General features: G+C 37.8%; 20 protein-coding genes and 1 tRNA gene. 6 read left to right on the forward strand and 15 right to left on the reverse strand.

Features of this window, described 5'->3' with window-relative positions:
• Window positions 1-5: 5 nt before the first annotated feature.
• The 12 genes from FZ949_RS03865 to dnaG all read right to left on the reverse strand — a co-directional run bounded on the left by FZ949_RS03865 (window position 6) and on the right by dnaG (window position 13,587).
• Window positions 6-2,456: an aminotransferase gene (locus FZ949_RS03865; RefSeq protein ID WP_148790155.1), complete on the reverse strand. Its 2,451-nt coding sequence runs from the start codon at window positions 2,454-2,456 to the stop codon at window positions 6-8.
• A complete protein-coding gene (locus tag FZ949_RS03870; protein ID WP_035142769.1) occupies window positions 2,446-2,808 on the reverse strand; it encodes a plasmid mobilization relaxosome protein MobC in 363 nt (120 codons plus the stop codon). The genes FZ949_RS03865 and FZ949_RS03870 overlap by 11 nt, the downstream gene beginning before the upstream one ends.
• Before the next feature lie 152 nt (window positions 2,809-2,960).
• Complete coding sequence (locus FZ949_RS03875; protein WP_021085730.1) at window positions 2,961-3,506, reverse strand: hypothetical protein; 546 nt, start codon at window positions 3,504-3,506, stop codon at window positions 2,961-2,963.
• Complete coding sequence (locus FZ949_RS03880; protein ID WP_035142770.1) at window positions 3,484-3,786, reverse strand: hypothetical protein; 303 nt, start codon at window positions 3,784-3,786, stop codon at window positions 3,484-3,486. The genes FZ949_RS03875 and FZ949_RS03880 overlap by 23 nt, the downstream gene beginning before the upstream one ends.
• Before the next feature lie 965 nt (window positions 3,787-4,751).
• A tRNA-Met gene (locus FZ949_RS03890) sits at window positions 4,752-4,828 on the reverse strand.
• 105 nt (window positions 4,829-4,933) lie between these two features.
• The gene (locus FZ949_RS03895; protein WP_107952904.1) at window positions 4,934-5,923 is read right to left on the reverse strand and encodes an argininosuccinate synthase domain-containing protein; all 990 of its coding nucleotides are present in this window, start codon (window positions 5,921-5,923) and stop codon (window positions 4,934-4,936) included.
• A 59-nt stretch (window positions 5,924-5,982) separates the two neighbouring features.
• The gene (pepT, locus tag FZ949_RS03900; protein WP_107952902.1) at window positions 5,983-7,206 is read right to left on the reverse strand and encodes a peptidase T; all 1,224 of its coding nucleotides are present in this window, start codon (window positions 7,204-7,206) and stop codon (window positions 5,983-5,985) included.
• An 11-nt stretch (window positions 7,207-7,217) separates the two neighbouring features.
• A complete protein-coding gene (dcuC, locus tag FZ949_RS03905) occupies window positions 7,218-8,528 on the reverse strand; it encodes a C4-dicarboxylate transporter DcuC (RefSeq protein ID WP_107952900.1) in 1,311 nt (436 codons plus the stop codon).
• 14 nt (window positions 8,529-8,542) lie between these two features.
• Window positions 8,543-9,241, reverse strand: a complete 699-nt coding sequence (gene pepE / locus FZ949_RS03910) for a dipeptidase PepE (RefSeq protein ID WP_148790156.1) — start codon at window positions 9,239-9,241, stop codon at window positions 8,543-8,545.
• Window positions 9,238-10,557: an amidohydrolase gene (locus tag FZ949_RS03915; protein ID WP_107952896.1), complete on the reverse strand. Its 1,320-nt coding sequence runs from the start codon at window positions 10,555-10,557 to the stop codon at window positions 9,238-9,240. Before FZ949_RS03915 ends, pepE begins: the two co-directional genes overlap by 4 nt.
• 10 nt (window positions 10,558-10,567) lie before the next feature.
• Window positions 10,568-11,803: a M20 family metallo-hydrolase gene (locus FZ949_RS03920; protein ID WP_107952894.1), complete on the reverse strand. Its 1,236-nt coding sequence runs from the start codon at window positions 11,801-11,803 to the stop codon at window positions 10,568-10,570.
• Window positions 11,804-11,907: 104 nt separating this feature from the next.
• Window positions 11,908-13,587, reverse strand: a complete 1,680-nt coding sequence (gene dnaG, locus FZ949_RS03925; RefSeq protein WP_148790174.1) for a DNA primase — start codon at window positions 13,585-13,587, stop codon at window positions 11,908-11,910.
• Between the two features lie 55 nt (window positions 13,588-13,642).
• Here dnaG and FZ949_RS03930 point away from each other — a divergent pair, with 55 nt between their 5' ends.
• From FZ949_RS03930 to aroC, 4 genes are read left to right on the forward strand one after another with little or no spacing between them, the layout of a single operon-like run.
• Window positions 13,643-14,674 carry a tetratricopeptide repeat protein gene (locus tag FZ949_RS03930; RefSeq protein ID WP_257640310.1) on the forward strand — a complete coding sequence of 344 codons (1,032 nt, stop codon included), beginning with the start codon at window positions 13,643-13,645 and terminating at the stop codon, window positions 14,672-14,674.
• Window positions 14,652-15,086, forward strand: a complete 435-nt coding sequence (rnhA, locus tag FZ949_RS03935) for a ribonuclease HI (RefSeq protein WP_103580302.1) — start codon at window positions 14,652-14,654, stop codon at window positions 15,084-15,086. The genes FZ949_RS03930 and rnhA overlap by 23 nt, the downstream gene beginning before the upstream one ends.
• On the forward strand, window positions 15,083-15,754 hold the full coding sequence (gene rnc / locus FZ949_RS03940; protein ID WP_103580301.1) for a ribonuclease III: 672 nt from the start codon (window positions 15,083-15,085) through the stop codon (window positions 15,752-15,754). Before rnhA ends, rnc begins: the two co-directional genes overlap by 4 nt.
• Window positions 15,755-15,762: 8 nt before the next feature.
• Window positions 15,763-16,830, forward strand: coding sequence for a chorismate synthase (gene aroC / locus FZ949_RS03945; RefSeq protein WP_103580300.1), 1,068 nt, complete (start codon window positions 15,763-15,765; stop codon window positions 16,828-16,830).
• A 45-nt stretch (window positions 16,831-16,875) separates the two neighbouring features.
• Here the strand turns inward: aroC and FZ949_RS03950 are convergent, their stop codons facing one another.
• On the reverse strand, window positions 16,876-17,802 hold the full coding sequence (locus FZ949_RS03950; protein ID WP_103580299.1) for an autotransporter outer membrane beta-barrel domain-containing protein: 927 nt from the start codon (window positions 17,800-17,802) through the stop codon (window positions 16,876-16,878).
• A gap of 225 nt (window positions 17,803-18,027) precedes the next feature.
• On the opposite strand from FZ949_RS03950, the gene FZ949_RS03955 reads away from it, so the two are divergent.
• Together FZ949_RS03955 and FZ949_RS03960 are read left to right on the forward strand one after the other, a co-directional pair.
• Window positions 18,028-19,290 (forward strand): Y-family DNA polymerase, encoded by a 1,263-nt coding sequence (locus tag FZ949_RS03955; protein ID WP_107956234.1) that lies wholly within the window; start codon window positions 18,028-18,030, stop codon window positions 19,288-19,290.
• Window positions 19,280-19,588 (forward strand): YolD-like family protein, encoded by a 309-nt coding sequence (locus FZ949_RS03960; protein ID WP_262367779.1) that lies wholly within the window; start codon window positions 19,280-19,282, stop codon window positions 19,586-19,588. The genes FZ949_RS03955 and FZ949_RS03960 overlap by 11 nt, the downstream gene beginning before the upstream one ends.
• Before the next feature lie 31 nt (window positions 19,589-19,619).
• On the opposite strand, the gene FZ949_RS03965 is transcribed toward FZ949_RS03960, so the two are convergent.
• Both FZ949_RS03965 and FZ949_RS03970 read right to left on the reverse strand, forming a co-directional pair.
• Window positions 19,620-22,061: a molybdopterin-dependent oxidoreductase gene (locus tag FZ949_RS03965; RefSeq protein ID WP_148790157.1), complete on the reverse strand. Its 2,442-nt coding sequence runs from the start codon at window positions 22,059-22,061 to the stop codon at window positions 19,620-19,622.
• A 21-nt stretch (window positions 22,062-22,082) separates the two neighbouring features.
• Window positions 22,083-22,652 (reverse strand): hypothetical protein, encoded by a 570-nt coding sequence (locus tag FZ949_RS03970; RefSeq protein WP_103644661.1) that lies wholly within the window; start codon window positions 22,650-22,652, stop codon window positions 22,083-22,085.
• Window positions 22,653-22,737 lie beyond the last annotated feature (85 nt).

The raw sequence follows: 22,737 nt of genomic DNA on the forward strand, positions 1-22,737 counted from the left end.
ATAGTCTATCTCTCCAAACTATCATGCCCTGACTTCACATTCCATTCTTTGGTTTCTATCATACTTGATGGTTGTTTTGTTTGCTCTGCTCCAAAGTTACTATCAAGTCCTTGACCATATAACTCTTGCTTTGTTATTTTTAGTGAGCCAAATGATATATGATCATTTGCTAGAGAGATCTTATCTGCTTTATAACACTTCTTTAGCTTATTAAATCCTTGCATATCTTGCCAATCTTTCATATAGGTTTTTATATTATAAATTAAGCATTTATAGTTAATTCTAACTATGTCTGGCAGGTATTTTTTAAAGCTTTCAGTTCTATTTATAAAAGCTAAGTAGTATCTATTTATATCTAAATGGCCATCAATAGCTTTTACGAAGCCTTCATATTCATTTTGTGTAATACCTAACTTTTTAATGAGATCATCATCATAAAACCCAGTTTTTATCTTTCTAGCCGCTTCATAAAATTTATCTCTGATATAGATATACGGAGTATAGAGTCTATTTTGACTAAAGGAGTAGACTGTATTTTCTTCTGGCAAGTAAAGATATCTGCTGCTATTGCTAGAAAGTATTTGATGATTTTTATATTCTTTAAGCACAGTACTCTCGTCAAAGTATTCTATTAACTCTTTTATCGGAATCTTTGATGATATAGCTTGGTAGCTTGTTCTTTTAATATGTGAGTTGGTATCTTTTGGCTCACAGCTAAGCTCATATATTCTTAGTTTTTGTAAATTTTCCTCTAAGGCTTTAACATCCATATTATTAATATCTGTTTTTAAACCAGCCTCTTCAATGGCTCTTGTATTATCCAAAGTTTTTCCACTAATGCTTACAAGTTCAGATCCTGGCACTGGAGTGTAGTGAAATTTACTAGGATATAGGCTCTGGTTATTTACTATGTTATATAGCCCAAGCTCTCTTGTTATCTCTTTTATGTATTCATCATATTCATTTAAGCTTGGAACCTTTGTTGTGGGTATGATGAGTTTAAATTTTTCTACTTTTGTATCTGGTGCTTGATAGCTGGTTGGGTACATGAAGCCTTTTATCCCTTTGCTTTGCAGTAAATTTTGAGCATCATTTATAGTAAATTTGGGGCTATATATATCATATATAAGTGTAGGAGTTATGCCATCAATACCGCTATCTTCTTCATTTTTATTCTTAAAACTTGCCACTGATATAGCTGAATAGTTTTTAAGTACCGATTTTAGGTTATATGGCTCTATTCGTATCGTTTTCCAGCTATTTAGCACTTGAGCTTTTGGGTCCTTATTTGGCGTGTTAAAGTCACTACTTACACTTAATGTTATCTTTGGCTCATTTTTATTAGCTTGAAGCTCTATAAGCATTTGCTCTAGTTCATTAACTACATGAAATAATGCTCCTTTTCTGCCATTATAGACTATCTTGCACATTAGATCAGTTAGATTATAAGTTCCCTTAAACCCATCTACACTTACTTTATATTTATCATTTACCATTTCAGGTTTTGCGGTGATATTAAATTTTGCATTGATCATAGGCAAAAATTCTCTTATATCCACTGCATTAAGCCTCTTTGCTCTATCATAATAGTCTTTTTTGAAACTCTCATCTTCTTCTATCATTCTTAATAGATAATCAGCTGTAGAATTTCTAGCATCAGCTAGCAGCTCTTCAACACTTATGTTTTGTTCCTTTGTATTAGCTTTTGGCTCGATAACTACATCTGTTTCTATCTTCATTTGCGTATCTTTTTCTTTGCCTTTCCTAACCTTTTGTGCTGCACTTTTAAAGCTTTCATATTGTTTTTCTAGTTGGTCTTCACCCATGCCTAAAGGCTCTATATTATTTAATCCATACTTGTTAGATAAGATGTCATTAACCACTCTTTTAAATTTCTCTACTGATTTAGCCATGATGGCTTTTGCTTGTTGCTTGGATGCACCTTTTGCATATATAGCTCCACCAGTTTTTACACTATGAGTAAATTTCATATTTTCAAAAGAGACTATTAGATGAATATGAGGCTCTCTTTTTAGCGGTTCGCCATTTTTATGTTTTTTATTCAATACTCTGTTTTCTAGCGCCCCTTCTGGACGAGGAATATATGGCTCTTCTTTGATTATAGGCAGATGAGCTTCAGCATAAAAAAGTAGCTCATCTATGTCGTGATTTGGGAAAGTGAGCTTCAAAAAATCCATTATAAGATCATCTATATTGCCACTTTCATATAGCTTGTTCCACTCCTCTGAAGTAAATGACAAGGATATATGATAGTAGTTATATTTCTTATTCTTTTTCTTGCTCTGGTGCCTTTCAGACATCTCGATAAGATCTAAATTTCCAGCCAGTGGCAATCTATCATCTTTTTCATCTCTAGTTAGCTTTGAATCTCTTTTCTTACCAGTTTTTAAATAATCAGCTACGCCTTTTTCTCCCTTTGAGATCTTAACTATCATAGCTACTCCTTATTAGGCTTAAAATTTCAGTTAGGACTGATTGAATTTTGTACAAATCTTCTTGTGCTCGCAGTATCACTTCTAAGCCTATATTACCACTAGTCTTATAAGCTATATTTAGTCTCTTTGCTATTTGATTGATGTTGCTAAAAGGTCTAGCAAAATATGTAATGATTGCCGAATCTAGCTCTTTCTTTTTTATGGATTCAGAATTTACAGTGCCATTATCTATAAGATAGGAAATGATTTCTGATCTTGACATATCTAACTCTAGAGCTATTTTAGATAGCTTATCGTATTGTTGATAAGTGATCCTTGCGGAGAGCACCTTATCCTTGACATTTTTTGACATATGATATCCTTTCATAAAATGTGTTAGCGAGATGAAGCGTTTTAACGCTTCTTATATCTCGCATTGTGGCCCTCGGCAGAGCAAGATTATACAAGGTATGAAAACGAAGTGTCATACATTGTATGTGTCTTGCTATTAGAAAAATTTGCTTACTACTGAACATTGCCGTCACCATTTTTGTTTAGCCATTTAGTAAAATCTTTGCTAGCTTTTTGACTATCTTGGTTGTAGATATGGATGATAAAGCCTTGAAGATTAGACACATCATAAAGTGCTTTATCTAGCCTACTTTGTAGTGTAGATTTGGCTTCATTTGTCTTATGGCTATCATAAAACATGTAGCCAAAAAAGAAGATCACTTCTATAAATACAAAGGCAATTAATGCAGATACTATCTTCTTCATTAAAGAGCTAAAAGATGAGTTGATCTTCGATATAGTTTTGTCTGCACCTTTTAGAGTATTTTTAAAGTTGTTTTGGATCTCTTTTGTTGCATTTATAAGTTCAATACCTCCTTGCTCTATAAGTTCTATTTTTTCTTTAAAGCTTTTATCAAAGCTATCTGCGGCTTGATTAAAAAGTTCAATATTATTTCTAATATTTTCACTAACCTTATTACCAATTTCGATATGTTCTTGTAGAGCAATTACTGCGTTTGCCGCAACTGCTGTATCACTACTCTTGATTGTTAGTGCCATTGCTTAGTTCCTCATCGTTTTTTTCGTCTTCTTTGGAACCGAGAATATGACATGCATCAGAGGGTTGGTTTGCATTTTTTGCCTCATATTCTTTCTTCCATTTGGAAAACTCATTATTTGATAGCTTGATACCAAAACGATCTTCGATTACTAGCCTGCACTCTTTGATCGTAGCTTTTTGTGGAAACAAGGCTTCAATGCATGCTTGTTTAATCTCCTGTTTTATTTTATTTTTTCTGATAGCTTTTAAATCATTTAAAAGCATTTTTTTATTAGCCATATTTTTCTCCTATAGCTTTTTAAATTTTACAAAGACAGCAATAGCTATCTCACCAAATGGGCATACCTATAGTGTGCCCATTGTTTTAATATGGTAGTTGTTGATAGGTTTTTATTTAAGTAGTTTAAAAGTAGAGAACTATTACAATAGGGGTGCTTAGAACCTATCGTAGAGGTTCTCCTTTAATTACTTAAATGGAGCCTCTACTTTTAACTAATTTTGATCATCTTAACCTCCTTTGGTTAAAAATATTTTATTTTTAAAAATTGTGAGCATTATAATCTTTTTTTATAGTCGAGTCAATGAATTTGATAGTAAGTAGAATAAAAAAATGATTTTATGTTTTAAAAAGCACGATATATCAAGGGGTTTTTGCTTATAATTGATTGTATAGCATAAAAATACTTATGAATTACTTAATGCTAGTATTTATATGAGGAATCGAAACAAATATCTTAAAATTACCAAATAAAAATTATTGCATCATCATCAATTGCGCACCAAATACTCTCCAAACAAATTCTCAAATTTTGCCTTTAAATACTCTGACTCTTTTATCTTTATAAATGGTAGCCAGTATTTGACATACGCAGGATCTCGTGATGCTTATGCAGCCTATCTCTATTTTGTGTTTTATCGCTAGGGGTATGAATGTATAATAATCATCAAAAATATTTTTTAGCCAATATTCAATAGCTACAAACGCCATTTCTACTATACATCTATACTTATTTTATTTAAACTATGATAAAAATTTAACCCGGCAAAGTGACAGATTGTATTATAGTAGATTATTCGTTAAAAAATTTTACTTGTTTTTTAAAAATTTTACAAAAACGTGTTAAAATTACTGCAAGCTTAAGAATTTGCTACATAAAATTTTATTTTGCTACAAACATTAAGCTATATTTCATGAAAGGTGACTGCAATATAATATTGTAGAAACATCGTAGTTTAGGTATTTATGGTGTCACGGGGGAGACTTGAACTCCCGACCTCCGGCTTATGAGACCAGCGCTCTAACCAGCTGAGCTACCGTGACACTTTAAAATAAGTTTCGGATTATATAATTTTTAAACTTATTTGTAGATAAAAACCATCTTTATCTACAAACATAAAGTAAAAGTACCAAGAATCAACAAAATGTCTATTTTACAAAATAATTTTGAGCTAGAGATTTATCCTCAGGTGTGATGCTAAATTTCTCGCTATCGATGCTAACTTCAAATTTATTTTCTCTGCTTGCTTTTGTATAAGCAAGTGCGAGCCTTGCTGCTAGCTCTTTGTCGGCTTTACTAGCGTTTTTGCTTATGAAGCTAATAGCTCCTACGATGTCATCGCTCTCTTTAAATTTTACTTGTTCAAATTTATCATTTGGATGCGCTAAAAGAGCGTTATTATCGCTCTCGTCACGGCCTATTATCATTTTTGCACCATCTGGCAAGCGCAGATGCCTACCAAGCTTTAGCCACACGACATCGATATCTCGCATCTCTTTATCAAAATTTAGATAATCCTTTATCTTCACAGCAAAGCTCTCGATCGTTAGCAAGCACCCACCTCCAGGCGTTGCAAAGTCCTCAAAGCCAAATTCCTTTGCCAAAGCAAGCTGCGGCTTTCTATCGCGCCCGCTTATATCAAGTAGCTTCTCTCTATCGACCCAGCCCTCGCGCTCTGGCTTAGTTGGTGGCAAGAGCTTAGCGCACATCGGACGAAGCACTAGATCATCCTCATCATCAGCTAGGCGCTTAACTTGAAAGAGTGCGTCTCTTCGCTGACTCATCGGCCTTTGACCTACGACTTCGCCTGTGATGATAAAATTTGCATTTTCGCTTTTTAGCATATTTAGAGCTGTTTTAAACATATATCCGTGACAATCAATACATGGGTTAAACTGCTTGCCATAGCCGTATTTTGGGTTAAAAAGCACATCACGAAGATACTCATTTCTCATATCAATCACTTTTAAACTAGCCCCAGCCAAGGCTGCACGGCGTCTTAAAATTTCATGTTTTTCTTCATCTACGCCAAATCCAGTATCCATATAAAGTGCGACCACTTCGATGTTTTGATCACTTATTAATTTCATTGAGAGCATGCTATCAAGCCCTCCGCTAAACAAAGCTAAAGCCTTCATTCTTATCCTAAAAGTAAAATTTAAAGCCTAAATTTACTAAATCTAGGCTTTTACGAAGTTTATTTAGCAGCGTTAATTACGATTTTTTTAATCACTTCGCTTGCGGCTTTTAGGCTGCTAACTGGCAAGTACTCGAAGATAGAGTGAAAGTTATTTCCGCCTGTGAATAAATTTAGCGTTGGTACGCCCTTTGCAGAGATCGCAGCACCGTCATATCCGCCACGCATCGGCTTTATGTTTGGCGTGATATTTAGCTCGCTAAAGGCATCTTTTGCTAGCTTTATAGGCAGTGAGTTTTCATCTTTTAAAAATTTAAAGACATTTTCATAGCGTGTTTTTAGCGTGATCTCGCAACGATCTGCATAAATTTTATTAAAAGAATTTGCCATCTCGCTTAAAAACTCAAGCCTTTTTTGAAATTTCGTCTCGTCAAATTCTCTAATGTCGATCTTGAGCGTCGTTTTTGCGCTGTTTCCGCTAAGCTCTTTTACCCAAAAATAGCCCTCTTTGCCCTCGGTGCACTCTGGCACTTCGCCGCCTGGCAAAAGCGAGATAAATTTATGCGCAAGAAGTAGCGAATTTACAAGCTTGCCCTTTGCATTCATCGGATGAGCCGAAACGCCTTTAAAGACCATCGTGCAGTCAGCCGCGTTCCAGTTTTCATATATTAGCTCGCCTATCTCGCAGCAATCTAAGCAGTAGCCAAAATCAGCTCCAAGCAAATTTACATCAAGTGCTTTTGCCCCAAGTAAGCCCTGCTCCTCATCAGGCACGAAGCAGATCACGATTTTACCGTGCTTTATATCAGGATTTTGCATAAAATAGCTAGCCATATTTACGATGCTTGCGATCGCAGCCTTATCATCAGCCCCAAGCAAGCTAGTGCCGTCAGTCACGACTATGTCGTCACCATCATATTTTTTAAGCTCTGGATTGTCGCTAAATTTTAGATAAATTCCCTGCTCTTCGTTTAGGCAGATGTCACCGCCTGTGTATTTTACGATTTTAGCTTTGGTATCATTTTTTTGCTCACTACTTGTATCTAAGTGACCAAAAAAGGCTATACTTGGAGTATTTTCGCAGTTTGCAGGAATTTTTGCTATCAAGATGGCATTGTCTTGCAAGATGATATCTTTTATGCCTAGTGAGCTAAGCTCTTCTTTTAAAAACTTAGCCAGCTCGTACTCAGTTGGGTTAGAAGGCATAACGCCTTTTAATCCATTCTCTTTATTTGTTGTAGTGTTAAATTTTGTGTAGTTTAAAAATCTCTCTACGATATCCATTTTTCATCCTTTTAGATGACAAAAAATGCAATCGCTACAACAGAGATAAACATACCTAAAAATGTTCTTTTAGCGATTTCAACTGGACTAACCATCGCAATGCCTGCACAAACGATAGCAGCACCAGCAATCGGGGAAGCCGATCTACCTAAAGCACCAGCAATAGCTGCGGCCATACCAAGCTTGTCTTGTTCAAAGCCAAGTGCAGCGGCATTTGTTGTGACAGCTTCGTTAAATGCAAATGTAGCAGCGTCGCCTGAACCTGTAACTATACCCATGATAAATGGCACAAATGTTCCGCCAAATTTAACGTAACTTTGATCTGTTTTAAGCCATGCGATGACCACATCAACGGCTCCACATGCCTTTAGTCCAGCGACAAAAACGCCAGCTGCGATGATGATACCCATGACATCAGCATAAGCGTGGCCCATTCCGTTAAAAAATTCTTTTGTGATCTTTTGCGGATTTGTAAGTGTAGCAAAGATAGCTATGATCGCACCAAGTATCATCGCCTCAGCAACGCCCATCTTTGTCCACGCAAGAAAGCTATAATCTTTTGCTAGGCTTGTTCCACCAATAACCAAGATAACAAGTGGGACTAGAGGCATAATGGCGTAGATAAAATTTACTTTAAATAGCGGCTTCTCTTCGCTAGCAGTACTACTTTCAAGAGTGAAATTTGTATTTTTTTGATAGTCTTTTAGCAGTATCGCAACAATAACTAATGCGATCACTACGATAACAAGGGCAGTAAATGCACTTGGAATTTGCACTTTTATGACATCTTGAACTGTGTAGCCCTCAACCGTCTTTTTAACAAGGTCAGCCACATAGACGTTGTGAGCCGATCCTGGGCTTAAGACTCCACCAAATGTACCCGCAAAAACAGCAGCACCAGCCATAGCTGGGCGGATGCCTGAAGCCATTAGAAGCGGTATAAGTGTCGCACCAACAGCAGCGGAGCATCCTGCAGCTGAAGGGATAGCGATATTTATAAAATAAGTTAGCACGGTTGTTGCGGGGATCAAGATAAAGCCTACATTTTTAAGTGGCTTTGTAAGAAGTGCGACAAGGTGCTTATCGCACATTGTATATTTCATAACAAATGCAAAACCCATACTTGCACAAATCGCCTTTATAAGCCCTGCTTTAGTCATATAGTCAGTAAAAGCACTTAGTGCCCCCATCGGTTTTAGTGCGATTATACAAAGCACCAAACCAACACCTATTAGCACCGTTCTTGTCTCCTTTTTTAAGACTAGAAGTGCTACAACAGCCGCGATGCCAAGAATGGCAGCAATTAGCTTAAATGTTTCCATACCTCTCTCCTTGCTTAGATTTTAAATTTAGTTCCAACTTCTATTTTTTCTATCTCTTTTTGATACTCAAATTTTAAAATTTCGCTGTGTCCTATGACCTCAGCCTCGTTGTCCGCTATAAACAAAGCCGTACCTTCAGGCAGTGCGTAAATGGTCTCTTTCGGATTAGCTATTAAAAATTCCTCCAGCCTCTCCTCCCTGCTCTCGCCGTTATGGCCTGCTAGCTTGCCACTTATGAAGTGCGGATTGATCTGATGTGGGAAGATATTTAAGCTATCAAAGGACTTTGGCATGATGATAGGCATATCATTTGTCGTCATCATCGTCTTGCCAGCGATGTTTGCACCAGCTGACCAGCCAAAATATTTTGTGCCGTTTGCCACAGCTTCTTTTATAGGCTCAATCAAATTTAGCTTATAAAGCGTGTAAAGAAGCATAAAGGTATTTCCGCCGCCAACTGCGATACTGCTAGCATTTTTGATAGCTGAAATTTTATCCTCGTAGTGATGGATTGATTTTATATTGCTATTTTTTAATCTATCAATTACTTTTTGCTCATACTCGTCATTTGTTCGCCTAACTCCAGCGTAAGGGATAAATAAAATTTCTTCCTTGCCACATTCACCTAAAAATTCCTTAACCCAGTTTTTGCAGTGCCTTAAATAGCCAGTATCTTGGTAGCTTGAAGCACTGATTAGTAAAGCATTTTTCATTTTTTTACTCCATTTAGTTTGTAAGCAGATCTTAGATAGACATCAACTCCAGCCACCAAACACTCCTCATCAAAGTCAAATTTACAGTTGTGATGGCCTGCTTTTAAATTTGTTCCTATCATCATGTATCCGCTCTTTGCGCCCCTATCTTGCAAAGCTCTCATAAAATGAGCAAAATCTTCACAAGCACCAAAATCAAGTTCTTTTACGATCTTATCATCATCTATAAATGGACTTTGCTTTGCTGCTTCATAGAAAATTTCAGTTACTTCTTTGTCGCTATCGGCTCCGTTTGTGCCGCCAGTTTTTACAACTTTACTCTCTACGCCGTAAATTTCGCTCACACCTTTAACGATATCCATGCATTTTTCATACATAAAATCATTTAAATTTGTGTCTTCACCTCTTGTTTCGCAAGCTAGATAGCCATTTGGCGCGATGACGTTTCTACCTTCACCTGCTTTTAAAACGCCTACGTTTATCCTGGTCACGCCTTTTGCATGTCTTGTGATACCATGCATGCTTAGCGCCATTTGAGATGCGGCTAAAAGGGCATTTGCGCCATCTTGCGGTGCTCCTGCTGCGTGAGCTGAACGACCGGTGATATGTACATCAAATTTTGAAGTTGCAAGTAGCTTATTTGTTCCACATATGATGCCTCTATTGGTTTTTGCTTGAAAGCCGATATGTCCGCCAAGTAGATACTCTACACCATCAAGCACACCAGCAGCTTCCATAGCCACAGCTCCTCTTGTGCCCTCTTCTGCTGTTTGGAAGATAAATTTAAACTTACCGTTAAACTCATCTAAATTTTCAGCTATAAGTTTTGCCACACCAAGGCCTATAGATATATGACCATCATGCCCACAAGCATGCGTGATACCAGCGATATCTGCACCAAAACCCTCTTTGTAAGGTCTGTGAGTAGGCTCATCACTCTCTGTCACATCAACACTATCAATGTCAAACCTAAATGCTGTAAATTTACCAGGCCTTTTTGTATCTATAAAGGCAGTTAGGCCTGTTAATCCATCTTTCATATAAGGAAGATATTTTGCCTCTTCAGGACTTAGGAGCTTTTTGGCTCTTTCTATTGCTTTTTCGCACTGCTCTTTTGAGCCAAGGCCAAGTCTTGCATCAGCTTTAACCACCTTGTCACCAAGGCTTATTTCATAACCAAGATCACTAAGCCTCTTTGCTAACACAGCGGTTGTAAAAAATGTAAACCAACCAGTCTCTGGATGCGAGTGAAAATACCTGCGATCCTTGATCAGCTCATCTTTTAAAGAAAGAGCCAAATTTGCTATCTTATCCATAGATTTCTCCTTATTCATTTGATAGTTTAATTAGTGCATTTGTTAAAATTTGTGTAGCTTTGAAAGCATCATCAAAATTTATAGCTTCTGCTGTATTGTGACTGATACCGCCGACACAAGGTATAAAAAGCATACCAACGCTGCTTGCAAGTTTTGTTAGATTCATCGCATCGTGTCCAGCTCCGCTTGGCAAAGTAAGCGTTTTTATGCCCAGTTTAGTAGCTTCTTCGCTTAGTAAATTTATAGCATGCTCACTAAGTTTTACTGGCTCGTCACTGCTTAGTTCTCTTATCTCATAACTAAAATTTAGCTCACCGCTTAGCTCTTTTATAAAATTTCTAAGCTCTAAATTTAGCTCTTCTAGGCTTGTCTTATCAATATCTCTTAGATCAACTCCAAGCCTCGCCTCGCCTGGTACGACATTTAAAACGCCTGGCTTTGCATGTGCGTAACCAACAGTAGCCACAGCTGTTTTTTTGTTTTTAGCAAATTTATTGGCAGCAATTATGATGTGTGAAGCAGCCAGCAAAGCGTCACTACGCATATTCATCGGCGTTGCACCGCTGTGATCTGCCTTACCATGAATAATAATTTCAAATCTAATAGGAGCGGCGATCCCACTTACTACGCCAACGCTTATGCCGCTTCGCTCAAGCACTGGGCCTTGTTCAATGTGAAGTTCTAAATATGAATGAATTGAGTGTTCTTTTAAAACAGAATCATTTAAATTTTGTGGTTCAAGTCCAAATTTACTCATCGCTTCAAAAAGCGAAATACCATCTTCGTCTTTTAATTCATGAAGCCTTTGTAGACCAAGTTTGCCGCTTATTATCTTGCTGCCAATGGTTGCTGTCTTAAACCTACTTGACTCTTCACAGCAAAAATTTATGAGCCAAAGCGGACGCTTTAGTTTAATGCCAGCTTCTTTTATCGAGGTTAATGCCTCAAATCCAGCCATAACGCCAAGCGTGCCATCATAAAAGCCACCATTTGGCACGCTATCTATGTGAGAGCCCACACAAACTGGCTTCTCGCCTGGCTCACAGCCATCATCATATATGGCAAAAATATTGCCAACATTGTCAATTTTAAGTTTAAAGCCATTTTCTTCTATTAAATTTATAAGAAAATTCCTAGCTTCCAAGTCTTCTTTGCTAAATGCAAGCCTTGTTAGCCCTCCACCTTTTAATGCTCCAAATCTGCTTATAGCATTAAAATTCGCCTCAAATCTTTTAAAATTTATCATAATAAATCCTTAAAAATAAAACTAATCTTAAAAACATTTATTACTTTGAACATTTTACATTTAGTTTTATGATTTAAAGCTGAATAAGTGTTAAATTTTTAAATCTAATTTTTTTGTAGTTTGTTGTGTAAGCCTTTAATAATCTCTGAAATTTTTTGCATTATTTCAATTTTATTTGGCTTTTGTGATTTTCTGGTATCTTCACGAAGCTTCTCGTAGTATTTTAGTTTTAGCTTTAAAATGGCCTCTTTAAGGCTATCTTCACTAGAAGCCACATTTGAGCTTTCATCAACATAAATTTCTCTAACAAGCACCGCATTATCTTCAATATTTGGCAATAAAACAGCTTGAAAATAATCTTTATGATGCAAGAAAAATTTCTCCTCAAGCTCGTTTAAAACGATAGTTTCGTAATTTTTATTTGCAAGCATGCTCTTTAAAACGCTAAATTCCAAAATATCGGTTTTATCTTTTTTTTGAGCCGTTTGTTTATTTGTCGTTGCAGCATTTATAAAATTTTGATCTTGTCTATTTATATATCTTTGCACATGAAGGCTAAAAGTATTTAGCTCTATTTTGAGTAAATTTGATACCAGTGATTCGTAGCTTTTTGCGATTATTGGCTTTAGAGAATTTGTAAATTCCACTATCTCTTCTAAGCATTTTTGCTTTTGCACTGGGCGCGTAATATCATATTTTTTTACAACTTGCTCGATATAAAACTCGCCAAGCTCAGTCCCAGAGCCAAACATCTCTTTTAGCTCATCGCTTCTACCTGCAAATACCATATCCGCAGGGTCTGCACCATCTTTTATGATTACAACGCTTCCATCTATTTCGTTTTGCACTAAAAGACGAGATGATTTTATAGCGGCATTTATACCAGCCGAGTCACCATCAAAACAAAGTACTACGCTTATCTCTCCTCTTTTTAAAAGTGGCAAGTGATTAGTCGTAAGCGCAGTCCCAAGCACGGCAACGGCGTTTGTAAAGCCAGCAAAGTGCAGCATGATAACATCTAAATATCCCTCTGTGATGATGATCTGCTTCTTTTCAAAAATGCTTTGCCTAGCTAAATGATAGCCGTAAAGCAGCTTTGACTTGTCAAAAACTATGCTTTGTGGAGAATTTACATATTTTGCAGGATGATCTGAGATCGTTCTACCGCCAAAGCCAACTAGCTTTGCCGTGTGCGCATATATTGGAAATGTGATACGCTCGATAAAACTAGCATAAATTCCCTTCTCGTTTTGCTTTACGATTCCAACTTCAAGCGCCTCTTTTGGCTCGATATTTTCATTTTGTAAAAGCCTAATGGTGCTAGCGCTCTCCCCTGCCCAGCCAAGCTCAAATTTCTCGATCATCGCATCATTTATGCCACGAGAATAGATATATCTCACAGCGGCTTCATGCTTGAAAAATTCGCTCCTATAAAAAGCATTTGCCTTTTCTAAAATATGCTTATTTTCTTTTTGTGTTGGGGCTTTATCGCTTGTGTATTCGAGGCTAAAATTTACAAGGCTAGCTATTCTTTCGATAGCTTCTGGATAGGTTAACTTCTCATAATCCATTACAAATTTGATCGCATCTCCACCGGCCTTGCAAGCAAAACAGTGAAAAATTTGCCTACTTTGGCTTATGCTCATGCTAGGATTTCTATCATCGTGAAATGGGCAGACACATTTGTAGTTTGCACCCATTTTTTTGACTGGCAAATAGTGCTCTATAATGTCAACGATATCGATTTGATTTTTAAGCTTTTCAATGGATTTTGGATCTATCATAAGCAAAATTATACAACCGCTTTGTTATAATTAAAGTAAAATTTTATTACAAAGTATGAGCGTGGATATTTTTTTCATTGGGCACAGAGATCCGATATTTAGCCTTATTATTTTATTTAGCATTATTTTGATGATAGCCGCATTAAGCTATGCTTGGGGTATCTTTTCAAGCAAAGATGAGAAAAAACGCATTGAAAAATTTATAAGAAAATTTGATAGCAAAGATGGCATAAGTAGCGAGCATAAACAGATGCTACAAAGCCCAGAGATAGACGCTCAAAGCCTTTGCATGCTAGGGCAAACTTTTGCCAAAAATGGTGATTTTGAAAAATCAATTAGTGTTTATCTCATAGCACTTGGCAAAGTTAGAGATAAAAATGAAAAAGAATTTATCCTAAACGAGCTTGGAGAGGTCTATTTTAAGGCTGGATTTTTAAAAAAAGCTAGCGAAGTCTTTGAAAAAGTGCTTGAACTAAGCCCAAGAAATGTGCTTGCACTTCGCTTTTTAACGATGATAGATGAAAAACTTAAAAACTACAAAGAAGCTCTTTATGCGTTAAATTCTCTTGAAGAACTTGGTGTAAATGTAAAAGATCAAAAGGCCTATATAAAGGCGATCAGCACGCTTGATGATAGAAATTTAAGCTTTAGCGAAAAGGTAGAAATTCTCTCTCGTCTTAGCCAAAATTTTGAGCTTTTAAGACGTATGATCTTAGCACTTTTCATGAGGCACAATGAAAATTTAGAAAATTTAAAAGATTTTGCTCGTTTTGAAGACGTGATCGATCTGCTTTATAATCTAAAAACGCCTATAAATTTAAGCGACCCAAAATATAAATCGCTCTTTTATGCAAAGGGCGATATAGATGAGCCATGTGAAATTTATGGTTTTGAGCTAAACGTCATCAAAAAACTAAAAGACGCTAAATTTGACGCAGCAGGATTAAGCTTTAACTACGTTTGCAAAAGCTGCAAAAACTCATTTCCTATGCATTTTTACCGATGTCCGGTCTGTCACGAGCTAGGAAGTGTCAAAATTTTATCCCACATCACAGAAAAATCAAGTGAAGATAGTAACACTTTTTAGCGACGGCTCGTGCCTTGGAAACCCTGGAGCTGGCGGCTGGGCTTACATCTTAAGATTTAACGAAGCGCAGAAAAAAGCAAGCGGCGGAGAGGCATATACGACAAATAACCAAATGGAGCTAAAAGCTGCGATAATGGGGCTAAAAGCGCTAAAAGAGCCCTGCGAGGTAAGGCTTTTTACCGATAGCTCATACGTAGTAAATAGCATAAATGAGTGGCTTTCTAACTGGCAAAAGAGAAATTTTAAAAATGTAAAAAATGTCGAGCTTTGGCAGGAGTATTTAGAAATTTCAAAGCCTCACAAAGTCATGGCAAGCTGGGTTAAAGGGCACGCTGGACACCCTGAAAACGAGGAATGCGACCAGATGGCAAGAGATGAGGCATTAAAAATAAAAGATGAGAATGAAAGATGAAAATTTTAGAAGAATTTGAAGAAAGTCTTAGATATAAATTTAAAAAAACTAAACTTTTAGAAGAGGCGCTAACGCACAAGAGCACCAAGCAAGCGCTAAATAACGAAAGGCTCGAGTTTTTGGGCGATGCGGTGATGGATCTGCTCGTGGCTGAGTATCTTTTTAAAAAATTTAGCAAGATCGCAGAGGGCGACATGAGTAAGCTAAGAGCTGCACTTGTCAATGAAAAAAGCTTTGCAAATATGGCAAGGCATCTAAAAATGGGTAAATTTTTAAGGCTAAGCACGGCTGAAGAGAATAATGGCGGGCGCGAGAAAGATAGCATTTTAAGCGACGCATTTGAGGCTGTGATGGGTGCTATCTACCTTGAGGCTGGACTTGATAAAGTGCGAGAAATTTCGATCGCCCTGCTTGAACTTTGCTATCCACAGATCGACTTTGCACACCTTGAAAAGGACTACAAAACCGCTCTTCAAGAGGTCACTCAGGCCAGTCTTGGTGTCATACCAACATACGAACTCATCGGCACGTCAGGTCCTGATCACAAGAAAGAATTTGAGATAGCCTTGCTACTAAATGGAAAAGAAATTTCACGCGCCGTTGGCAACTCTAAAAAGCAAGCCCAACAGCTTGCAGCAAAAATCGCACTAGAAAAAATCAAAAAATAGGAAAAATTTTGAATACATTTGGCAAAAAACTAACCTTAACAACCTTTGGCGAGAGCCATGGAGTGGCGATCGGTGGCGTGATAGACGGACTTCCAGCTGGGCTAAAGATCGATACAGATTTTATCCAAAGTGAGCTTGACAAGCGTCGCCCAGGACAAAGCAATTTCACAACCGCAAGAGACGAGGCTGACAAGATAGAAATTTTTAGTGGTCTTTTTGATGGTATAAGCACTGGGGCGCCGATAGGCTTTGCCATTTTTAATAACAATCAAAAGTCAAATGACTATGACAATTTACGTGAAATTTTCCGTCCAGGCCATGCGGATTTTACTTATTTCAAAAAATATGGCTTTAGAGATCATAGAGGCGGCGGACGCTCAAGCGCAAGAGAAACGGCCGTTAGAGTAGCTGGTGGGGCTTTTGCGCAGCTACTTTTAAATGAGTTTAATATAGAAATTTTAAGTGGAGTGCTTGGTATAGGCAAAGTTTTTAGCGACAAAATAGACTTTAACTTTGCTAAAAATTCTCAAATTTATGCTCTTGGCAATGAAGAAGCGATGAAAGAAGTGATAAATAAAGCTAGAAGCGAGCACGATAGCGTGGGAGCTGTGGTTTTAAGCGTGGCTAAAGGCGTACCAGCTGGTCTTGGCGAGCCACTTTATGATAAGCTAGATAGCGCTTTAGCAGCGGCTTTGATGGGAATAAACGGCGTAAAAGCCGTAGAGATCGGTGCTGGCGTGAATGTAAGCTCTATGCTTGGCTCAGCGAACAACGACGAGATGGACGAACTTGGCTTTTTGAGCAATAACGCTGGTGGCATACTTGGGGGCATAAGCAGTGGCGCCGAGATCGTGCTAAAGAGCCATTTTAAGCCTACACCTTCGATATTTAAAGAGCAAAAGACGCTAAATTTAGCTGGCGAAGTGGTAGACTTTGAGCTAAGGGGTAGACATGATCCTTGTATAGGCATACGAGGAAGCGTCGTTACAACCGCGATGATAAGGCTAGTTATCGCCGATATGTTACTACTAAATGCTAGCACAAAGCTTGAAAATTTAAAGAAAATTTACGGCTAAATCTATAAAACGAGTAAAATTTAGTGGCCTAAAAGCCACTAAATTTTAGAATCTATAAGCAAACTGAAGTTTTGCGCTGCTTTGATCTTTTTTACCAAAAGATTGTGCTATGCCAAAATTTATGAGTGTCACATAAGTTGGCGTATATCTTAGACCGACCTCAACCTCTGAACTTGTACCTTTTTGAGTTAGGCTGATCTCCTCGTCTTCTTGGATCACCGCTATTTTTGACTTGGTGTTAAATTTATACTCAGCGCTAATTTTTCCATAATGATTAAATTTACCAGCATCATAGGCTATTTTTGAGTAAATTTTAGCTCTACTTGATGTAACGCTGCTAAATTTTAATGTACTTTGTCCGATATATGCCTCATCGCTACCGACATAAGAGAGCACGTAGTTTAGCCCGCTATCAAGTATAAAACTATCAAATTTTATCTTTTTACCGACGCCAAAGCTAGCATTGTAGTATGGCATCGAGATTTTATAATCTACATCTTTCGCATCAACCTTAGTCTGGCTCCTGCCAGCTTTTGCCATGAGATCCATATAAAAATCACGTGGTAAATTTAGCCTTGAAAAAATACCAAGTCCATAGTTTCTAACTCTGCTATCTATTTTGGCATCTTCGTTGCTGTTATCAAATTTAGCGTACGAGTTCTCTATAAAAGCTCCATAAATGTTCTCTTTTGCACTAAATGCTACACCGGCTGATAAGCCAACGCCTTTTAGATCAATGCCGCTCTCATAATAGTCTGCCTTAAATCCATTTACATTTGCAAAACTGATCACATTTCTTTCATCGCTTTCGTATGCTGGCTGATACGCGTCGCTTCTATAGCCAAAGTCATCGGCAAACGCATATTTAGCAAGATGAGATGTACCAAATAAATTTGCAACTTCTAGTGCATTTAGATCAAGCTCAATAGCTCCCATTGAGTCGCTCATAAAGTCATTCATTTTAAAAGTCACATCACTTCTATCTGTTAAACCAATATAAACACCTGATTGTCTACTTTTTTCGATAGTAGAACCAATTATATTAACTTCGTTGTGCGTTGCATTTGCTCTGGCTCCACTAGTAAAATTTATCCATTTTGCTTATTTTGTTTCTAAAAAATTTTTTATTAGAAATTTTAGCTTTAAGATCGATTTTTCAAAAACGAACTTTTACTAATTTTCATCTATAATCACTCCATGAAAAACGAAGCACAAAAATTTTATGCCGTCATTGATCTAAAGTCCTTTTATGCCTCAGTTGAGTGCGTAGAGCGAGGACTTGATCCGTTTAAAGCCGATCTGGTCGTGGCTGACGATAGCCGTGGCAACGGAAGTGTTTGCCTAGCCGTTAGTCCAGCTCTTAGAGCCAAAGGTGTGAAAAATAGATGCAGGCTTTTTGAGATACCAAAGGCTATAAAATTTATCATTGCACCGCCTAGAATGCAGTTTTACATTGACTATGCGGCTAAAATTTATGAGATATACCTAAAGTATGTTTCAAAAGATGATATCTACGTCTATTCTATCGATGAGGCCTTTATCGATCTTACTTCTTATGTTAAATTTTATAATACCGATGCAAAATCCATAGCCAAAAAGATAATGGATGAAATTTTAAAAACTACTGGCGTGACGGCCACCTGTGGCATGGGCACAAATTTATACCTTGCAAAAATCGCCCTTGATATCTTGGCTAAGCACAGTGATGATGGGATTGCATTTTTAGACGAGCAGCTTTATAAAGAACGTCTTTGGACGCATCAACCACTAGATGACTTTTGGCGTATCGGTAAGCAAACTAGGCTAAAGCTGGAAAAACATGGAATTTTTTGTATGAAAGATATAGCAAATGCTCCGCGAAGCCTACTTGAGAAATTTTTTGGAGTTGATGCCTATATAACGATAGATCACGCAAATGGCATAGAGCCAACGACAATAGCTGACATAAAAGCATATAAACCAAGCTCAAAATCCTACTTTAGCTCTGAAATTTTACCAAGAGACTATGAGCGTTGCGAGGCGGTAGTCGTACTAAAAGAGATGGCTGATAGGCTAGCGCTTAGGATGATCAACAAAGAAGTAATGGCAAGTGGAATAACGATAAATATAAAATTTACCGATAAGCTTGAGCCACTACAACGTGCAAGCGTTCGGTTTAAGACACCAACAAATGTCTCAAGTGTGCTGATGAGTTTGGCCGAAGAGCTACTTTTAAACAAGATAAAAAATGTTGGGCTGATTAGGCAAATTAGCATCAGTGCAAACGACGTAGTAAAAGAGAGCCTCGCTCACTCTAGTCTTTTTGAGGATGACACTAAAGAAAAGGCGGTTTTAAAATCCCTAAATCTCATAAAAGAAAAATTTGGTAAAAACTCGGTTTTAAGAGCGATCGATCTACTACCAGAAGCCACTGGGCAAGACCGAAATAAAAAGATCGGAGGGCACAAAAGTGGCGAGTAAAGATAGAGCAAAAATTTTTAGCTCGTTTAATCCTCTCTCAACCTTAGAGCGAACCCTGCGACAAAAAGAGCGAGAGAAATGCGAAAAACTAGAGCTTGACGAGAGCAAGGTCGATGAAATTTTAAAAAAGATAAGCAAGTTAAGACCAGCTGATGAAGTATATGTGAGCTATCATGACGGCTACGCCTATACAAGTGCTAGCGGACTAATATCTGACGTAAATTTCAAAAATAAAACTCTTATGGTTGTAAAAACTAGGATCAAATTTGAAGATATAAATGACCTAAAAATAATTTAGCCCCCAAATGAGGGCTAAGTTTATATAAATTCTACAAAGATTGTAAAATTTTTGGTTTAGAAAACGCAGTTATTGGTTTGATCTCGCCTTTATATTTTTCAAGATCCGCTAGTATCGTATGTCCGCAGTTGCTTTGAGCGATACTAGATGTACCTTTGTCGCGTGTTAGGACATTGATGCAGCCATGCTTACAAAGGCTTCTTTCGCCAAGCACTTCAGGGTCGTACCATGCACCTTCGCAAATAGCGATGACACGCTCTGGGATAATGTCAGTGACAAGCGCTCCTACTAAAATTTCGCCCCTATCGTTAAAGACTCTCACTACATCACCAGTTGCGATGCCTTTTTTCTTAGCGTCGTTTGTATTTATTAACATAGGCTCTCTTGCGCTCACTTCAGCATAGTTTCTGATTATTGAGTTATTTAGCTGAGAGTGGAGGCGATATCTTGAGTGTGGGGTTGTGATGCTAAATGGATATTTCTTAGCTTTTTCACTACCAAGCCACTCAAACGGCTCGATCCAAGCAAAGTGTGGAGCAAAGTCTTTGTAGCCAAATTTAGCAATAGTTGGAGAGTATATCTCTATCTTGCCTGATGGCGTGCCAAGGCGATTTTTGTGTGGGTTTTCTCTAAATGCACTAAGTCTTGTGTAGTATTTTGTCTCTTCATTGTCTTTGTCAAATTTGACATATCCTTCTTTCCAAAACTCATCAAAGTTTGGCATTTTAAGATCTAGTGCCTTAGCTTGTTCCACCGCATCTGCGTAAAATTCTTTTGCCCAGCCAAGCTCATCTTTACCCTCAGTAAAGACCTCTTCTCTGCCCCAGCGTTTGCAAATTTGTGAGCATATCCAGTAGTCGCTTCTACTTTCGCCCATTGGCTCAACTACCGGTTTGTATGCCACGATGTATTCGCTTGATGGGACACTTTGGTTGATGTCATTTCTCTCGACTTCAAGTGCTACTGGTAAGACGATGTCGCTTAGTTTAGCTGTACTTGTCCAAAATGGCTCAGCAGTTATTACAGTATCAAATTTACGCCATACTTTAACGGCGTTATTTACGTCCTGATGCCTTGTAAACATCGATCCAGAAGCCATGTAAGCTACTCTCATATGTGGAAGTTTGATCTTTGAGCCATCATAGTCTATCTCTTTGCCAGGATTTTGCAAAGCTTCGATTGATCTTGAAGATGGGATGGTTACGTTTTTAAATTTCTTCCATGGAGCGCCATCTACGCTTTCATATTTCTCGCTTATCCTAGTACTGATACCTTTTAGAGCAGGTGCTATCTTATCAGTACTGCCGTTTCCGTAGTAGAGGTTAAACTCGAATCCAAGACCCTCTTTACCGATGTGGCCAAGCATCGCACTAAGAGTTACTATGCCCCAAAAGCCCATCTCGCCGTGATCTTGTCTTTGAAGAGATCTGCCAGCAATGATAGTGCTTGGCTCTTTTGCGAGTACAGTAGCAAATTTAGCGATATCTTCAGCTTTTACACCACAAATTTTACTAGCCCAGTTTACGTCTTTTACCACTTTGTCGGTTGTGCCAAGCAGGTAGTCTTTAAATTTATTAAAGCCAACTGTGTATTTTTTGATAAATTCCTCATCATAAAGCTTGTTTTCATAAAGATAGTGGCACATACCAAGCATCATTGCTACGTCAGTGTTTGGACGAACGATGATAGTTTCAGAGCCAAGGTATCTTGTGGTGTCGTTTTTGAAGACGCAAACACTATAGGTTTTAATGCCAGCATCTTTTATCTTTTTGATGCCAAGATAACCATCGTGTGTTGGTGGCTGCCATGAAATTTGACCAGTTACAAGCGGATCAGTGCCCCAAAATACGATGTTCTTAGCATTTTTAACCATAGCTTCCCATTTTGTAGGAGCGTCATAAACCGCACTATTTCCAAGGACGTGAGGCATGATGACAAGGCCAGCTCCAGTTGAGTAGTCGCCACTCTCTTCGACGTATCCGCCAAGCACTTTTAGCATCCTGTGACCAACAGTTCTGCCCCAGCTGATCTTACCGCTACCACCCCACCAGTAGCATTCGCCGTAGATGCTTTCAGGGCCATATTTGTCAAAATTTTCTTTTAAGGCTTTTGCAGCTAAATCAAGTGCTGTATCCCAGCTAACACGTACAAATTCTTCCTTGCCACGAAGCTCGCTTTTTGCTACACCTTTTGCCTTTAAGTAGCTTTTTCTTACGTACGGATAGAGTACGCGACTTTCATTTTGGATGAGATCTGGCAAACTGTTGTTCATGGTATTTGGGAATTTATCACCATCAAATGGATCAACAGAGACGATTTGATTTGAGTTGGTATTTGCCCAAAATAGACCAAATCTATTTGCTCCAAAAGTTTTCTTTTGGTCAAAAATGGTTTTTGTCACACCTTCAATCCTGTTCGCTTGTGCCGCAGTGGCTGCAAGTGCAGAAAATTTTATAAAATCTCGTCTTTTCATATTTTCTCCCTTATGAAAAATTTATTTTACTTTTTTGGCATTGTGTTGTAAGTATTTGAGCACTAAATTTAGGTCAGTTTCGTCTAGTGCTACAAATTTTGCATCGACCATTCCAGCTAAATTTGCTGGCCACTGAGCCGCTGTAAAGCTATTTGGCTCATGAAGTCTATGACATGCAGAACAAGTCTCTTCGTAAATTTGTTGTGCTTTTACGTAAAGCTTTTTTGTATCGCCACCAAGTGCGTCATTTGGCACTTCGTAAACGCCCTCAGCTTGGTACCAAACCTCGCCGTAGTCATCTTCAAGATCTTTTACTTTTTTGAAATTTGCCTCGCTCTCGTCATTAAAAGCTACAAAAACTTCAGGATCTTCTATACTTCTTTGAAGTTGGGCTAAATAGTTTGCCGAAACTACGCCACTAACCTTGATCTTGCTCGTTTTATCGCCTTTTTCGACGACTTCAACTGGTGTTAAAACCTCGATCTTTCCGATCATCTTGCCATCTAGCGTTATATTGGCATCTTTTGCGATGACATCGGCACTAAAAGCAAGACTACATGCTAAGGCAGGGGCTAAAAATAGCATTTTCATGTTGCAATCCTTAAAAATAAAATTTAAAAAAATCTTATAAACTAATGGCTTAAAATTACATTGTTACATTTAGCTTTATTTAAGA

It is taken from the genome of Campylobacter concisus (assembly GCF_902460545.1).
Lineage (GTDB): Bacteria > Campylobacterota > Campylobacteria > Campylobacterales > Campylobacteraceae > Campylobacter_A > Campylobacter_A concisus_AE.

Coding starts and splice junctions, on each gene's coding strand:
- FZ949_RS03875 (WP_021085730.1), bottom strand. CDS start 3,506: ATGGCACTAACAATCAAGAGTAGTGATACAGCAGTTGCGGCAAACGCA.
- dnaG (WP_148790174.1), bottom strand. CDS start 13,587: ATGATAGATCCAAAATCCATTGAAAAGCTTAAAAATCAAATCGATATC.
- FZ949_RS03965 (WP_148790157.1), bottom strand. CDS start 22,061: ATGAAAAGACGAGATTTTATAAAATTTTCTGCACTTGCAGCCACTGCG.
- FZ949_RS03870 (WP_035142769.1), bottom strand. CDS start 2,808: ATGTCAAAAAATGTCAAGGATAAGGTGCTCTCCGCAAGGATCACTTAT.
- FZ949_RS03920 (WP_107952894.1), bottom strand. CDS start 11,803: ATGATAAATTTTAAAAGATTTGAGGCGAATTTTAATGCTATAAGCAGA.
- FZ949_RS03865 (WP_148790155.1), bottom strand. CDS start 2,456: ATGATAGTTAAGATCTCAAAGGGAGAAAAAGGCGTAGCTGATTATTTA.
- FZ949_RS03880 (WP_035142770.1), bottom strand. CDS start 3,786: ATGGCTAATAAAAAAATGCTTTTAAATGATTTAAAAGCTATCAGAAAA.
- pepT (WP_107952902.1), bottom strand. CDS start 7,206: ATGGATATCGTAGAGAGATTTTTAAACTACACAAAATTTAACACTACA.
- rnc (WP_103580301.1), top strand. CDS start 15,083: ATGAAAATTTTAGAAGAATTTGAAGAAAGTCTTAGATATAAATTTAAA.
- pepE (WP_148790156.1), bottom strand. CDS start 9,241: ATGAAAAATGCTTTACTAATCAGTGCTTCAAGCTACCAAGATACTGGC.
- FZ949_RS03970 (WP_103644661.1), bottom strand. CDS start 22,652: ATGAAAATGCTATTTTTAGCCCCTGCCTTAGCATGTAGTCTTGCTTTT.
- FZ949_RS03915 (WP_107952896.1), bottom strand. CDS start 10,557: ATGGATAAGATAGCAAATTTGGCTCTTTCTTTAAAAGATGAGCTGATC.
- FZ949_RS03930 (WP_257640310.1), top strand. CDS start 13,643: ATGAGCGTGGATATTTTTTTCATTGGGCACAGAGATCCGATATTTAGC.
- dcuC (WP_107952900.1), bottom strand. CDS start 8,528: ATGGAAACATTTAAGCTAATTGCTGCCATTCTTGGCATCGCGGCTGTT.
- FZ949_RS03955 (WP_107956234.1), top strand. CDS start 18,028: ATGAAAAACGAAGCACAAAAATTTTATGCCGTCATTGATCTAAAGTCC.
- FZ949_RS03895 (WP_107952904.1), bottom strand. CDS start 5,923: ATGAAGGCTTTAGCTTTGTTTAGCGGAGGGCTTGATAGCATGCTCTCA.